Source organism: Verrucosispora sp. ts21 (assembly GCF_002879555.1).
GTDB lineage: Bacteria > Actinomycetota > Actinomycetes > Mycobacteriales > Micromonosporaceae > Micromonospora > Micromonospora gifhornensis.
On sequence record NZ_PNOZ01000061.1, the window covers coordinates 21,654 to 36,241 of the forward strand.

The 14,588-nt window shown below is 71.0% G+C and carries 14 protein-coding genes and 1 tRNA gene; 9 read left to right on the forward strand and 6 right to left on the reverse strand.

Annotation, left to right across the window (positions count from 1 at the left end; genetic code table 11):
• Positions 1-4: 4 nt before the first annotated feature.
• The 3 genes from C1A38_RS22915 to C1A38_RS22925 all read right to left on the reverse strand — a co-directional run bounded on the left by C1A38_RS22915 (position 5) and on the right by C1A38_RS22925 (position 5,041).
• Positions 5-1,066 (reverse strand): PHP domain-containing protein, encoded by a 1,062-nt coding sequence (locus tag C1A38_RS22915; RefSeq protein WP_102659805.1) that lies wholly within the window; start codon positions 1,064-1,066, stop codon positions 5-7.
• 118 nt (positions 1,067-1,184) lie between these two features.
• Complete coding sequence (locus C1A38_RS22920) at positions 1,185-4,085, reverse strand: glycosyl hydrolase (protein WP_102659806.1); 2,901 nt, start codon at positions 4,083-4,085, stop codon at positions 1,185-1,187.
• Between the two features lie 179 nt (positions 4,086-4,264).
• Positions 4,265-5,041: a M23 family metallopeptidase gene (locus tag C1A38_RS22925; protein WP_102659807.1), complete on the reverse strand. Its 777-nt coding sequence runs from the start codon at positions 5,039-5,041 to the stop codon at positions 4,265-4,267.
• Positions 5,042-5,163: 122 nt separating this feature from the next.
• Between C1A38_RS22925 and C1A38_RS22930 the strand changes: the two genes are divergently transcribed.
• The 4 genes from C1A38_RS22930 to C1A38_RS22940 all read left to right on the forward strand — a co-directional run bounded on the left by C1A38_RS22930 (position 5,164) and on the right by C1A38_RS22940 (position 7,088).
• The gene (locus C1A38_RS22930; protein ID WP_102659808.1) at positions 5,164-5,505 is read left to right on the forward strand and encodes a hypothetical protein; all 342 of its coding nucleotides are present in this window, start codon (positions 5,164-5,166) and stop codon (positions 5,503-5,505) included.
• Between the two features lie 87 nt (positions 5,506-5,592).
• Positions 5,593-5,760 carry a hypothetical protein gene (locus C1A38_RS31465; protein ID WP_199180293.1) on the forward strand — a complete coding sequence of 56 codons (168 nt, stop codon included), beginning with the start codon at positions 5,593-5,595 and terminating at the stop codon, positions 5,758-5,760.
• Positions 5,761-5,893: 133 nt separating this feature from the next.
• Positions 5,894-6,421, forward strand: a complete 528-nt coding sequence (locus C1A38_RS22935) for a tRNA adenosine deaminase-associated protein (protein WP_102659809.1) — start codon at positions 5,894-5,896, stop codon at positions 6,419-6,421.
• Between the two features lie 223 nt (positions 6,422-6,644).
• Positions 6,645-7,088 carry a nucleoside deaminase gene (locus tag C1A38_RS22940; RefSeq protein WP_199180295.1) on the forward strand — a complete coding sequence of 148 codons (444 nt, stop codon included), beginning with the start codon at positions 6,645-6,647 and terminating at the stop codon, positions 7,086-7,088.
• 43 nt (positions 7,089-7,131) lie between these two features.
• Here C1A38_RS22940 and C1A38_RS22945 read toward each other — a convergent pair whose 3' ends face one another.
• The 3 genes from C1A38_RS22945 to deoD form a co-directional block, all read right to left on the reverse strand.
• Complete coding sequence (locus C1A38_RS22945; protein WP_102659811.1) at positions 7,132-7,587, reverse strand: acyl-CoA thioesterase; 456 nt, start codon at positions 7,585-7,587, stop codon at positions 7,132-7,134.
• The gene (locus C1A38_RS22950) at positions 7,584-8,222 is read right to left on the reverse strand and encodes a TetR/AcrR family transcriptional regulator (protein ID WP_102659812.1); all 639 of its coding nucleotides are present in this window, start codon (positions 8,220-8,222) and stop codon (positions 7,584-7,586) included. The genes C1A38_RS22945 and C1A38_RS22950 overlap by 4 nt, the downstream gene beginning before the upstream one ends.
• 150 nt (positions 8,223-8,372) lie before the next feature.
• Positions 8,373-9,080 (reverse strand): purine-nucleoside phosphorylase, encoded by a 708-nt coding sequence (gene deoD, locus C1A38_RS22955; RefSeq protein WP_102659813.1) that lies wholly within the window; start codon positions 9,078-9,080, stop codon positions 8,373-8,375.
• Between the two features lie 75 nt (positions 9,081-9,155).
• Here deoD and C1A38_RS22960 point away from each other — a divergent pair.
• The 5 genes from C1A38_RS22960 to C1A38_RS22980 form a co-directional block, all read left to right on the forward strand.
• Positions 9,156-9,242: transfer RNA gene (locus C1A38_RS22960), tRNA-Ser, on the forward strand.
• A 190-nt stretch (positions 9,243-9,432) separates the two neighbouring features.
• Entirely contained in the window at positions 9,433-10,461 is a 1,029-nt protein-coding gene (locus C1A38_RS22965; RefSeq protein ID WP_146017611.1) for an ABC transporter permease, read from the forward strand.
• A gap of 162 nt (positions 10,462-10,623) precedes the next feature.
• The gene (locus C1A38_RS22970) at positions 10,624-12,249 is read left to right on the forward strand and encodes an FG-GAP-like repeat-containing protein (RefSeq protein ID WP_233196975.1); all 1,626 of its coding nucleotides are present in this window, start codon (positions 10,624-10,626) and stop codon (positions 12,247-12,249) included.
• Entirely contained in the window at positions 12,240-13,937 is a 1,698-nt protein-coding gene (locus C1A38_RS22975) for an FG-GAP-like repeat-containing protein (RefSeq protein ID WP_233196976.1), read from the forward strand. Before C1A38_RS22970 ends, C1A38_RS22975 begins: the two co-directional genes overlap by 10 nt.
• A 21-nt stretch (positions 13,938-13,958) precedes the next feature.
• A partial coding sequence (locus tag C1A38_RS22980; RefSeq protein WP_233196977.1) for an FG-GAP repeat domain-containing protein occupies positions 13,959-14,588 on the forward strand: 630 nt, incomplete at its 3' end.

A 14,588-nucleotide genomic window follows, 5' to 3' on the forward strand; every position in this document is an offset into this window, starting at 1 on the left:
GTGGTCAGGGGGTTGTCCAGGCGAGTAGGTCGGTGGCGGTCCAGGTGTTGATGACGCGGTCGGCGGGGACGCCGCAGCGGGCCGCCCGCTCGCAGCCGAAGCGCTGCCAGTCGAGCTGGCCGGGGGCGTGCGCATCGGTGTCGATGGCGAAGAGGCAGCCGGCCTCCAGTGCGCGGCGGATCAACCGCTTGGGCGGGTCCTGACGCTCCGGTCGTGAGTTGATCTCCACGGCGGTGCGGTGTTCCACGCATGCGGCGAAGACCGCGTCGGCGTCGAAGTCGCTCTCGGGGCGGGTCCGCGCGCGGTGTCCGCGGTCGCCCGGACCGGTCACGCCGGCTGGGCGGGACGACACCATCCGGCCGGTGCAGTGCCCGAGGATGTCCAGGTGCGGGTTGGCGACGGCGGTCAGCATCCGCCGGGTCATCCTGGCCCGATCGTCGTTGAGGCCACTGTGTACGGAGCCGACCACCACGTCCAGGCGGGCGAGCAACTCCTCCTCCTGGTCGAGGGAGCCGTCGGCGAGGATGTCCACCTCGATGCCGGTGAGGATCCGGAATCCCTCCGGCAGCGCCTCGTTGACTTGTGCCACGTAATCGAGTTGCCGGCGCAGTCGGTCCGCGGTCAGGCCGCGCGCCACCTTGAGCCGCGGCGAGTGGTCGGTAAGCACCAGGTACTCGTGGCCCAGCTCGACCGCGGCCAGCGCCATCTCCTCGATCGGCGAGCCGCCGTCGGACCAGTCGGAGTGGGTGTGGCAGTCGCCGCGCAGCGCGGCACGTAGCCGGCTCGCCTCGGCGTCCAGGTCGGTGCCCTCGGTGGCGAGCAGCCGCCGCAGGTAGACCGGTTCCTCGCCGGCCAGCGACTCGGCCACGCAGCGGGCCGTCACGTCACCGACGCCGGCCAGCTCGGTGAGCTTGCCGGCCCGGGCACGCTGCGCCACCTCTGCCGCCGGCAGCGCGGCCAGGGCGCTCGCGGCGGACCGGAAGGCCCGGACCCGGTAGGTGGCCTCGTTCGCCCGCTCCAGCAGGAAGGCGATCCGACGTAGGTCGGCGATGGGATCACGGGTCATGTTCTGCAACCTACGCGCCCGCGCCGCCGGTCGGGAGACGACCGGCGGCGCGGGGTGGGGGACCGGAGCAGTGGACGAGGGCCCCGAGCCGGGGCGTGGACACCCCGGCGGACGGTGATCAGCTGTACGGCAGCCTGATCACCGACTGGTTGCCGACCCCGAGCGTGCTGGGGTTGTTGCCGATGGCGGACCAGACCTCCACCCGTACGGTGCCGTTGCGCAGGTTGCCCAGCGATCCGGTGCTGGAGTGCAGCCCGGCCGCCTGGGTGTAGCGCTCCCAACCGGGGACCGGGTCGGTGGCGAAGTACCGGTAGGTCTCGACCCGCTCCCAGGAACCGTTGCCGGTCAGGTCGTACGAGATGCGGAGCTGTACCCCGTTGCCGACCGCCTGGCCGGCGTCGAGCAGCAGGTCGAACGCGGTCTGCCCGCCGTTGTGGTTGAGGTTGAGCCCGGTCGCGGTGAACACCACCGGGTTACGTGGGGTGCCGTCGTAGTTGCCGCCGCCGGCGCTGGTCACTGTGGTGCTGCCGGCGGTTCCCGCCGCGCCCAGGCCGCCGCCCGACAGCAGGTACCGCACCGGCGAACTGACCGGCCCGGTCGGGGTCGGGGTGGGCGTCGGGGTGGGCGTGGGAGTGGGCGTCGGCGTGGTGGTCGGTGGGGGCGTGCCGCCACCGCCGCTGCCGCCGCTCCAGGTGTGCGCGCCGCTGGTGACGGTCCGTCCCGGTGCCACCGACAGTTGCGTCCCGTCGGAGAACCGTACGGTCAGCTGGGTGTTGGAGATGTTGCTGGCCACGTACGTCCGGGCACCGTTGCGGTTGAAGACGGCGGCCAGCGGGTGGTTGGCGGTGATCCCGGTGTCCACCCGGCCCAGCGCGGCCAGGTTGCGCACCCAGTGGAAGGTGTGCGCCCGACTCTCGCCCTCCTCCGGGGTGTAGCCGGGGTTGGCGCGCAGCTTGGCCAGGGCGGCGTCGGCGTCGCCGAGGGCCAGGAACTGCCAGTGCATGTCCTGCCAGATGGTCGGCTCGCCGCCGTTGTTGCGGACCAGTTCGGCGTACTTCTGGGCGTTGTAGTCGGGGTGGTAGCCCAGGTAGAGGTGCCCGCCGGTGATCGGCAGCAGGTTGATGCCCTGGATCATCTCCGGCTCGGCGCTGAACCAGGTGGCGTACGCCCCGCCGTCACCCCAGACCATGCCGACGTTGTTGTGGCCGAACGCGGCGGGGAAGTTCTCACCGGTGACGTCGAACCAGTACTCGTGGATGGCGGCGGCCTGCGTGGTGTAGATGAAGATGCCGGCGTCGCGTACGGCGGTGTTGCCGGTGGCCTGTCCCCACTGGATCAGGGCGTTGGCGAAGTTCATCCCCTCCGACGAGGACTCCTGGTTGTTGCCGCTGGCGAACGCGCCGTGCCCGGCCGCCCAGTCGTGCCCGGCGTAGATGTCGAAGTCACGCAGGTACGGGAAGCGGCTGTCGGTGCGGTCGTAGTTGTTGGCGTCCCGGATCAGCAGGTCGATCATGCCGCCGTACTGGTCCTGGCGGGCCCAGGCGGGGTCGAACCTGGCAAGCGTCGCGGCGGCGGCGATGTAGTAGCCGTAGTGGAAGTGGTGGTCGTTGAGCTCCTGGTCGGAGCCGTACGAGGCGGGGTAGCCGATCAGCGTGCCCCAGCGCTGGTCGTAGTAGAACAGCCGCTCGGTCTCGCCGGCCGAGGCGGTGAGCCAGTCGGTGAGCGTGGCGCGGATGGCGTTCAACGCTGCCGTCCGGGTCTCGGTGTCCCCGACCTGGTCGGCGATCTCGGCGATCCGGGCCGCCCGGCCCAGCCCCTTACCCGTCCAGTAGGTGTCCCCGCCGCGCTGGTCCATCGGGTTGGCGCGGGTCGCCGCCAGGTGCTGGCGCAGCGTGGTCAGGTCGGCGCCGGCTCCCGTGGCGACGGCGGGCACCTCGGGCAGTACGCCGTGGAAGCGCATCGAGGTGCGGAACTCGGCGACCCCGGTGAGCACCTTCATCCGACCCCGGGCCGACGGGTAGGTCTGGGTGATCGGGGTGGCCCCGGTCAGCGCCTTCCACTGGTGCGGGTAGAGGCTGACCACCGTACGCGTCTCGGTGCCCTCGCGGGGCGTGGTGGTGAAGGTGTAACGGGTCTCCACCTGGCTGCTCGACTGCTGGTAGCTGTAGGCGACCCGGGTGCCGGTGACGTGCGCGTGCGCGTACCGGCCGTAGGTGGTGGCGAGTTGAGCGCGGGTGGTGCCGTCGGCGGCGGCCGGCAGCAGGGCGACCGAGAAGTAGCCCCGCCCGGCGAGGTTGGAGCTGATCCGTCCGCCGCTGACGGTCCAGGTCGCGCCGGTCGGCGCGTACGCGACGTAGTCGTGGCCGCGCACGGTGAAGCCGATTGTGGCACCGCTGTTGGACCAGACCGTCGGGCTGCCGCCGGTCGCGTTGATCACCGCGTCGCCGCCGGTGCTGCGGAAGTAGGTGAACGGCAGGCCGTGCCCGATGGTGGCCCGCAGGGTGCGTGACCCGTCACTCCAGTACGGGGTGACAGTCCAGTCCGTCCAGTCGTCCACCAGGACGTTCGGGGCGCCCAGCCCGGCCACGCCGACCCGGATGTCCTCGACGTAGGGGTACTTGAACTCGCCGACCCCGGTGGCGGTGCCGGTGATGGTGGCCGTGGAGGTGGCGGAGAAGCCGAGGCCGTCGGTGACCGGCTGGTAGGCGACCGGGTGGGCGTGCAGTGGCTCGCTGAAGGCGCAGTTGAAGCGCTTCCACAGCAGCGAGGACCACCAGTCGTTCGTCGGTACCGGCCCGGCGGGTGCGGCGGCGGTGACGTACTGCCGGGGGTTGGTGGTGAGGTTTCCGCAGCCGCTGGGGAGCGGGCCGACGGGGGTGGTGGTGTAGCTGCCGGCGCCGACCGGCGCGGCCTGTGCGGCGGAGGTGGCGATGACGGCCAGCCCGCCGAGGACGAGGGCCGCGGCGGCGCTGGCGGCCAGGAGTCGGTGGTGGGTGCGGTGTGGGACGGGAGGTCGCATCTTTCCTCCATCGCGCCGGTCCCGGCCGCAGCCGGTGGGCGCGTTTCGTCGTCATTGTGAGTTTAGGTAGGCCAGAGAGCGCTCTCTGAGGTGTTAGGCGGACGGTAGTTCACGAATGAGACCTCCGTCAATGTTGCGGAGTGATGACGTGCGAATGACGCGGGACGCGATGCCCCGGTTCAGCGCCCCGGTGGTTTCGCCGGACAGCCGTGCCGGCGGTGCCAGGCGGCCACCTCGTCCGCCGGTGCGCGGTTGCCGCCCTTGCGCCACGAGTCGAGGTACGGCGCCGGCCAGACCACGCCCCGGCGGATCCACCAGCCGTCCTCACCCAGGCACGGCGGCGAGATGCCGAAGTGCAGGTGACAGACGTTGTTGGCGTTGCCCGTCCGACCCGCGGTGCCGAGTTGCTGCCCGGCCCGTACCCGCCCGCCGGGCTCGATGCCGACGGCGATCTCGGTCAGGTGCGAGCCGTAGTAGCGCACGCCGTCGTCGCCGAGCACCGACACCGACAGGCCACCGTTGTACGGGCCCTGTGGACCCCGCTTGTCGTACCGGTCCCGGCGGCTGACCTCGCCGACCGTACCGTCGGTCACCGCCACGAACGGTTCGCCGCAGTCGGCGAAGATGTCCGTGCCCGGGTACCCGGAGTGGGTCGGGTGGTAGTCGACGTTGCGGGCGCGTACCGGAAAGACGTGCGGCAGCCGGTCGGCACCCGGTGTGGCGGTCGGTGCGGGCTGATCGGCGCTCTCCGGCCCCGGGCTGCCGGTCGGGCTGCCGGCGGCGGTCGGGGTGGCGCTGGCCGGTGCCGTCGGGCTGGTCCCGGTCGTCGCGCTTGTCGGGCTGCTGGTCGGTGCGGACCAGGTGGGTCCGGGATCTGTCGCGCAACCGGCGGCGAGCACCGGCACGAGCAGCAGCGCCGCGTACGGCAGGTGTCGTCGTCCGGTCAGCGCAACCACCCGGCCATCCTGACAGAACCCGCGCCGTCCGGCCCGGCCGCATACGCTCGCCCGCCCGACCAGCAACGGTCCTCCCCGGTACGGTGAGCAGTACCGGCCAGGCGTGGGAGGAGTGGCCAGCGATGATGCCGTACAGCCCGTCGGGTCTCTTCCCCAGCGGGCGCCCGCCGCGTCCCACCTACCGCGAGCCGCACCCGGTCAGCGGCTCGGCCATCGCCGCCGGCGCCACCGGCACGGCCGCCTGGTTGGTCATCTTCGGGCTGCTCGGCGGCAGCCTCACCGGGTACGCCTGGTGGACCCTGATCGCCGGAGCGCTGGCCTGGCTGGTGGCCCTCGTGCTGGTCCGGTACGGCGACCGTGGGGTGGCCACCGGTATCGCCATCGTGACCGCCGGAGGGTGGAGCATCGCGGCTGCCGCGGTCGCCGTCCGGTGGTGGACCAGTGGGGACTGGCCGCTCTGGTGATTCCTACCGGCATTGAGTGCGTTGCGTCGTCGTGCAGGCACTGAAACCCATCTTGACTGTGCCGCCAGGACTCGGCACTCTCCCGGTATGGCCTGGACCACTCCGCGGCTCGACCCGGATCGCAGCCGTCGCCGCCTTCAGCTGCTCGCGCAGTTGGCGGACGCCCGCTCGATACGCGAACGAGAACGGCCACAGCGGGTGCGCACCGAGCGACTGCGCGAGCTGATCGCCACCCGTCGCCGGCTCGCCGGCTGAGCGGAACCAGATACTTCCCCAGGAATGACCGGCCGGCGCTTCGGGGCGTTGACCGGTCGCCTACCGATCCGACCGGCTAACGTGCACGCGTAACGGCTGGCGTGAGCTGTGCCAAGGGCTACTTGGGGGGACCGTGTCGTACTTCGCTGCGGCCGTGGTGCGCGAGAAGGGCGGCTGGACAGCCGCCGAGCTGAGTCTGCGGGGTGTCGCCGACGTCGACGATGTCGCCGAGCGGCTGCGCGACGTCGGACCCGATGCCGACCTGTCGCTGTTGTTCGTCGAGGCGGACGACACCTACCTGGTCATCCTGCGCCTCGACGAGGGTGAGGACCTGCGGGTCTTCGGCTCGGACTCGGCCTTCGCGGAGGAGTCCCGGCTGGGTGCCCTGCTGGTCGGTGACCTCAAGACGTCGATCGCCGGGCTCGACGACGCCGAGGAGACGCCTCCCGCCACGACAAGTGGCGACGACAACGAGCAACCGGCCGTCGACCCAGAGGCCGACCCGGTCGGTGAGGCGGACATCCTGGCCGACCTGGGCATCTCCGCGCAGCAGTTGCTCGCCCTCTGCGCACACGAAGGGCTGATGCCGGCCGACGTCACCGCCGAGGTCTGCCAGGTGCTGGGCTGCGTCGACGACGTCGAGGAACTGCGTGAGGTCTGACCCAGCCGGCGGAGCACCGCCGGGTGGTGCGGGACCTGTCGGCGTCGGATCTGCTGGCGCGCCGGTGGGCGGTGGGGAGCCGGCGGACGCGACCGATCCGGCGTTGGAGACGGTCCGGGCCGGGCAGCCCACTCCCGGTGCGGTCGCGCGGGTGGGGCCGGGCGCGCACGAGGGCCTGGCCGATCCGGGCGGCATCGGCCGCCGGCAGCGACACGAACTCTGGATGCGCCGCGCCCTGGAGGTCGCGGTAACCGGTCCGGCGGTTGCCGACTCGTCCGGGCCGGCCGACGACGTGCCGGTGGGTGCGGTGCTCTACGGCCCGGACGGTGACGAACTGGCGATCGGCCGCAACGAGCGGGAGTTGACAGGCGATCCGACCGCGCACGCCGAGGTGCTGGCGCTGCGGCGGGGGGCCGAACGGCTGGGCCGCTGGCGGTTGGACGGCTGCACCCTGGTGGTCACCCTGGAACCGTGCACCATGTGCGCGGGCGCGTTGGTGCTGTCCCGGGTGTCCACCGTGGTCTTCGGCGCATGGGAACCGAAGACCGGTGCCGCCGGCTCGCTCTGGGACGTGCTGCGCGACCGCCGCCTCAACCACCGCCCCGAGGTGTACGGCGGAATCCTGGCCACCGAGACCGGCACCGTCATGCGCGCCTTCTTCCGCTGACGTCGCGCCCCGCCGGCCGACGCTGCTGGTGCTGGTGCTTGCGTCAGGCGGGGCGCAGCAGGGCGCCGGCGATGCCTCGGGCGAGGTCCGTCCAGGGCGCCGGGCGCAGGGTCGCCGGGTCGAGCCGGACGACGGCTCGCCGCCCCTCGGCGTACACCGTCGTGCCGTCGAGCGAGTGGAAGCGGAAGCCGTAGACGGCGCTGCTGGTGCCGAGGTGCTCCAGCCAGAAGTGCACGCCGACCGGGCCGGTGCCGGTGATCGGCGCACGGAAGCTGATCGCGAACTCGCGGACCGCGTGGAACACGTCGGGGGTGGTGGCCCGCCCGTTCTGCAAGGCGACCCCGTTGGCGGACCAGTACGCGGTGAGCGCCCGCTCCAGCAGCAGCGCGTACCGCGCGTTGTGCAGGATGCCCATGGCGTCGAGGTCGTCGAAGTGCACCATGGCGTGCTCGACGTGGCCGTACTCGACGGCGGTGGGGTCGGCGACGGCGTTGCTCATGGGGTGCCTTCCGGTAGCAGGGTGGGATCGGGGCTCAGGCCCCGGAGCCGGTCCAGCACGCTCCGGCGGGCGTGCCGGTAGGTGCTCTCCGGGTCGAAGAGTCGGGAGCGCATCGCGGCGGCGATCCCGAACGAATCGATCTCGTACGCCAGCAGCGCCACGTCCACCTCGGCGGGCAGCTCACCGAGCTCGACCGCCTCGCGGACGAGCCGTTCCAGGAACGCGGTCCAGTCGGCGAGGACAGTGGCGAGGCGATCGTGCACGGCACCGGGCCGGGCGTTGAACTCGAACTCGGCGGTGCCGAAGAAACACCCCCCGGGCAGCACCCGGGTGGCGTAGAAGTCGATCCGCGCCTGGTGCAACGCCCAGATCCGGCGTACGCCCCGAGGTGCGCGCAGGGCCGGGGCGATGATCAGCTCCTGCCACTGGGCCACGGCCCGGTCGATGGTGGCGAGCTGAAGCGCCTCCTTGGAGCGCCAGTGCGCGAAGATGCCGGACTTGCTCACTCCGAGGGAGTCGGCGAGATGCCCGAGCGACAGCCCGTCGAGGCCGTTCTCGCTGGCCAGGCTGACGGCGGCGTCCAGCACTGCGGTGCGGGTGCGCTCACCCCGGGCCAGCCGGCCGTCGACGGTCATGTCTGCCACCGTACTAAATAAAACCGACCGGTCGTATTAATTTCTCCGGTGACGACCGTCACCCCTCGACGCGAAGCGTCCCGCCATCCCCCGCACACGAAGCGTCCCGTCGCCGACGAGCGGTGACGGGACGCTTGTGGGTGCCGCGAGTCAGGCGACGATGGTGTCCAGGGCGATCTCGACCATCTGGCTGAAGGTCTGCTCCCGCTCCTGGGAGGTGGTCTTCTCGCCGGTCTTGATGTGGTCGCTGACGGTCAGCAGGGTCAACGAGCGGGCCTTGAACCGGGCCGCGATCGTGTAGAGCGCCGCCGACTCCATCTCCACCGCCAGCACCCCGTAGTCGGCCAGCCGGTCGTAGAGATCCGGCCGGTCGGTGTAGAAGGCGTCCGCCGCCAGGATCGGCCCGACCCGCATCGCGATGCCGCGCCGCTCGGCCACCTCCACCGAGGTACGCAGCAGCCCGAAGTCGGCCACCGGGGCGTAGTCGATCAACCCGTCGAAACGCACCCGGTTCATGTTCGAGTCGGTCGACGACCCGATCGCCGCGATCACGTCCCGCAGTTGCAGGTCCTCGGACAACGCGCCACACGAGCCGACCCGGATCAGGGACTTCACGCCGTACTCGTTTACCAGCTCGTGTGCGTAGATCGAGGCGGACGGCATGCCCATCCCCGACCCCTGCACGGAGACCTCGACACCGTTCCAGCGGCCGGTGAAACCCAGCATCCCCCGGACCGTCGAGTAGCAGCTCGCCCCTTCGAGGTAGGTCTCCGCGATCCACTTGGCCCGCAGGGGGTCACCCGGCATCAGGACCCGCTCGGCGATCTCGCCCGGCTTCGCGCCGATGTGCGTACTCATGCCAGTGATCCTGCCAGGCCGGGCGGCCGGGGACCGGTTCGGCGTCCGAACCGGGAGTCCTGTAGCCTCTTCGGCGGTGGCGTGTCCGAGTGGCCTAAGGAGCACGCCTCGAAAGCGTGTGAGGGTTTACGCCCTCCGCGGGTTCAAATCCCGCCGCCACCGCTCGTGAACAGCGAGAACGCCCGGTCGATCCGTGAGGATCGCACCGGGCGTTCTGCTTGTGGTCCCAGTTGAGCGCGGTTCGTGGCCGGGCGGAGCTGAGCACTCGACTCCGGCCCGCGCTAGGTATCCGGGCCCGTGTATGTCTGGCGCCTGCGGGTTAGTGTCAGCCTCCACTCGAGGGAGGATCGCTGTGGTTTTCACGCCTGCACAACCGTTGGCACCCGCCGGACCGGTCACGTCCCGTTCCGGTGGCTCCTTTCGGCCGCATCTGATCTGGGAGGCGGTGCTGCTGGCGCTGACCGTCGTCGCCGCGATGGTGTGGTACTCCCAGGACGGGTCGCGGCTGTCGCCGCTGGTGTTCAACATCGCCTCCGCCGGCCTGCTGGCGACCGCTTTCGCGCTGTCGCTGCGCACCGCCACGCCCAACCTCGCGGTCGTCGCCGTCGCGGCCCTCGCCGGCCTGACGTACGCGGCGGTGCTCGACGCCGGCGCCCCGGTCCTCGTCGCGGCGGTCGCCGCGATCGCCGCGGCGGCGTTCTTCGGTCTCGGGATGGGCCTGATCGCCGGGCTGCTGCAGGCGCCCGGGTGGGCGGTGTCGCTGGGCGGGCTGGCCCTGACGCAGGGCATTCTGTTCGCCACCATCGGCAGCGGCGGTCCGCGGCGGCTCGCGAGCGAAGGTTGGATCCGGTCCGACGGTGCCGGGGCCGGGTGGCTGGTGCTGTTTCTCCTGGCGTCGATCGGTGGCGCGGTGGTGTGGTCGATCCCGGCGGTGCGGCGGGCGCTGAGCGGCAACCGGGTCGTCGCCGGGGAGCCGCCGTCGCCGTTCGGTGCACGGCTGCTGGGCGCGGTCATCGGCCTGGGCGGTTCCAGCCTGATCGCGGGCGCGGCCGGAGTCCTGCTGACCGGCCGGATCGGCGCCACAACCCTGTCGGCCGACATCGGTCAGCTGACGTTGGTCGCCGGCGCCGTCCTGCTCGGCGGCGTGAGCGTGGCCGGCGGGCGGGGCGGCTTCGCGGGCACCGTGCTGGGGGTCACCCTGCTGAGCCTGGCGCAGATGACCATCCTCGTCGCGGACGGCCCCCGGTGGCTGCCGACGGTTGTCTTCGCGCTGGCGATCCTCGTCGGCCTGGGCGTCAGCCGGGCGCTGGAGGCCCTGCAACCGGCGCTGCCCGCGAGCGTGCCGAGCGCCGGGCCGACCGAGCCGTTGCGGAGGTACTGACCACTGTCCGCCTGTCTGCACGGCCGGTTTACGGCCGTGCAGGCCGCGACGTCTGGCCGGACAGACATGGTTTTTGATCTACGTGTCCCTATGCTGTGAGTGCGACAAGGGGATGCGGGGGTTTCTATGCGGCGCAGGCTTGCTGGTCTGACGGTTCTGACGATGGTGGCCGCTGGGTTGACGGTGAGTGCTCCCGCCCGGGCCGCCGACGAGTTCCGGACCATCACCCGGGATGGCCTGATCATGCAGTTCCACCGGGTGGCGAAGGCGGTCACCCCGGTGAAGGGGACCGGGGCGACCCGCTCCGACTTCGACGGCGACGGGGTCGACGACATCGCGGCCAGAGCCGACTGGCTCACCCACAGCCTGCCGCACTACCCGACGGGCGTGGTGGTGGTGCGCTACTCGTCCGCGCCGCACGTCGACTACTTCATCGGCACGGGGGTGGACAACATCTCCAGCTTCGGCATCGCGCTGGTGGCCGGTGACTTCAACGGTGACGGCTACGACGACCTGGCGATCGGTGACGCCGACGAGGCCGATACCAAGAAGAACAACGCCCGTGGCGGTGGGGTCTGGATCATCCCGGGCAGCCGTACCGGCCTGGTGGTCGACTCGACCAGGCACTTCAACCAGAGTTCCCCCGGTGTGCCCGGCGAGTCGGAGAACCGCGACGCGTTCGGTGCGTCGCTGGCGGCCGGTGACATCAACGGCGACGGGCGGGACGACCTGGCGATCGGGGCCTTCAAGGAGGCGATCGGCAGCGTCAAGGAGGCCGGTGCGGTCACCATCCTGTACGGCGCAACCGGCGGTCTGACCGGCATCGGGGCCCAGCAACTGCACCAGAACCAGGCGGCGGTGCCGGGATCGGCCGAGCACCGTGATCATTTCGGCATGTCGCTGGCCATCGGCAAGGTCAACAACAACAAGTACGCCGACCTGGTCATCGGCGCGCCGCACGAGAACGACGGCAGTGGCGCCAACGGCAGCGGCATGGTGACCCTGATGTGGGGATCCAAGAACGGCGTGAAGCTCAGCGGTGCCACCTCGGTCACCGGCGCGGGGGTCTACAAGGCGACTGGCCGCAAGGACACCATCGCCTGGTACCTGGGCATGTCGCTGGCGATCGGTGACGTGAACGGTGACGGGTTGGGCGAGGTGATCGCCGGGGCACCGAACGCGCAGACCCCGCATCTCGACGGCGGTCTGATCGCGGTCTTCACCGGCCGTACCGGCGGCGCCGGGCTGTCCGGCAAGGCCGTGAAGATCATTACGCAGCGTACGACCGGGGTGCCGGGTTCACCGGAGAGCGGTGACCGGTTCGGCGCGACCCTGGCGGCCGGCGACGTGACCGGCGATGGTCGGGCGGACGTGCTGGTCGGTGCCCACACCGAGGCGATCGGTAAGAAGGACGAGGCCGGCATGATCGTCCTACTCAAGGGTTCCTCGTCCGGGCTGACCGGCACCGGCGCGCAGGGGTTCGACCAGAACCACTCCGTCGTTCCGGGTGGGGCCGAGCGCGGCGACCGGTTCGGCGGCTCGCTCGCGCTGTTGAACCTCAACGGCAAGGGCCCGCTGGACGCGCTCGTGGCATCGACCGGAGAGGAGGTCGCCGGAGACATTCCCGGTTACCCCTCCGCGACGTTGTCCCGGTTCCACGGTTCCTCCAGCGGGATCGTCGCGCAGTCCGGCTCGTGGAGCGGGCGTGCCCTGAACACCAACCGTCTTGAGTTGCTGAACTACGGCCAGCGCATCGCCGGGCCGCAGAGCAGTGGACCGTGGTACTGAGCAGGGAGACGGGGGCGCAGATGCGGCGCAGGCTGGCCGGAGTGTCGGTGTCGGTGGTTGCGGCGAGCCTGATGGTGGGTCCTCCTGCACAGGCGGCGGCGGACGAGTTCCGGACCATCACCCGGGAGGACGTGATCCTTCAGTACCACCGGGTGCCGAAGCAGGTCACCCCGGTGCAGGGGACCGGGCCCACCCGGTCCGACTTCGACGGTGACGGGGTCGACGACATCGCGGCGGCCAGTGGCTCAACGCACGAACGACTGGCACACCATTCGACCGGGATCGTGGTGGTGCGCTACTCGTCCGCACCGTACGTCGACTACTTCGCGGGTGTGCTCTCGTCGGACGGCGGCTGTGGCTGCTTCGGCATGGCGTTGGCCGCCGGCGATTTCAACGGCGACGGCTACGACGACCTGGCCATCGGTGACTCCGACGAAGTCGATCCGGGCAACAAGACCCATGCCGGTGGGGTGTGGGTGATTCCGGGCAGCCGCAACGGTCTGGTGGTCGACTCGGCGCAGCACTTCAACCAGAGCAGCCCCGGGGTGCCCGGTGCGGCGGAGGACTACGACTGGTTCGGTTCGGCGCTGGCGGCCGGTGACATCAACGGCGACGGCCGCGACGACCTGGCGATCGGGGCGTACGGCGAGTCGATCGGCAAGGTCAAGGAGGCCGGTGCGGTCACCGTCCTGTACGGCGGGGTGGGCGGCCTGCGGACAGCCGGCGCGCAGCAACTGCACCAGAACCAGGCTGCCGTGCCGGGTGCCGCCGAGCGCGGTGACCACTTCGGCTTCACGCTGGCCATCGGCAAGGTGAACGAGAACAAGTACGCGGACCTGGTCATCGGCGCACCGCACGAGAACGACGGTCAGACCTGGAACGGCAGCGGCATGGTGACCCTGATGTGGGGCTCGGCGAACGGGGTGAAGCTCAGCGGGGCCACCTCGGTCACCGGCGCGGGGGTCTACAAGGCGACCGGCCGCCAGGACACCATCGCCTGGTATCTCGGTGAGGCGTTGGCGATCGGTGACGTGAACGGCGACGGCCTGGGCGAGGTGATCGCCGGAGCACCCGGTGCCCAGACCCCGCACCTCTACGGTGGTCTGATCGCGGCCTTCACCGGTCGTACCGGTGGCGCGGGCCTGTCCGGCAAGGCTGTGAAGATCATCACCCAGCGTACGGCCGGTGTTCCGGGCAGCCCGGAGCAGGAGGACCGGTTCGGTGCGGCGCTCGCGGTGGGTGACGTGACCGGCGACGGTCGGGCCGACGTGCTTGTGGGTGCGCCCGGCGAGGCGATCGGCAAGAAGACCAAGGCAGGCGCGATCGCCCTGCTCAAGGGCTCTGCCTCCGGGTTGACCGGTACCGGGGCTCAGGGGTTCGACCAGGACCATGCGGTGGTGCCGGGCGGTGCGGAACGTGGCGACCATTTCGGCGCTTCGGTCGCCATCCTCAACCTCGACGGAAAGGGCCCACTGGACGCTGTCGTGGCATCGACCGGCGAAGAAGTCGCTGGCGACCAGGCCGGGTATCCTTCCGGCACGTTGTCGCGGTTCCTCGGCGCCTCGGGCGGTCTAGTGCCGCAGGCGGGCTCCTGGAGTGGTGCGTCGTTGCGCACCGACCGGATCTGGCCGCAGTGGTACGGCGTGCGGATCGCCGGCCCGGTCAGCGGCGGCCCACGATATTTCTGATCTTCCGAAACGGGGTTCTTGATGCGGCGAAGTGTCGCAGGACTGTCCACCTTGGCCATCGGAGCTGGTCTGGCGGTGAGTGTGCCCGCCCCGGCGGCAGCGAACGACTACCGGACGGTCACCCGGGACGGGATCGTTCTTCAGCACTACCGGGTCGCGAAGGCGACCACGCCGGTCAAGGGGACCGGGCCGACCCGGTCCGACTTCGACGGTGACGGGATCGACGACATCGCCGCCTCCGCCGACCCCACTGAGTACCGCTTCCCACAGGCGCCGATGGGTCTGGCGGTGGTGCGGTACTCCTCGGCACCGTATGTCGACTACTTCGCGACCGCGGTCACGCCGGCCGGCGGTGAGCCCGCCTTCGGTGAGGTACTCGCCGCCGGGGACTTCAACGGTGACGGCTACGACGACCTGGCCGTCGGCGACTACGGCGAGTACGACCTGAGCGCGAAAGCGAATGCGGGAGGGGTCTGGGTGATCCCCGGCAGCAGCAACGGTCTGCGGCTCGATGCGGCGAAGCATTTCACCCAGAGCACCTCGGGGGTGCCGGGTGCCTCGGAGCAGGGAGACTGGTTCGGTTCGGCGCTGGCGGCCGGTGACATCAACGGCGACGGCCGCGACGACCTGGCGATCGGGGCGTACGGCGAG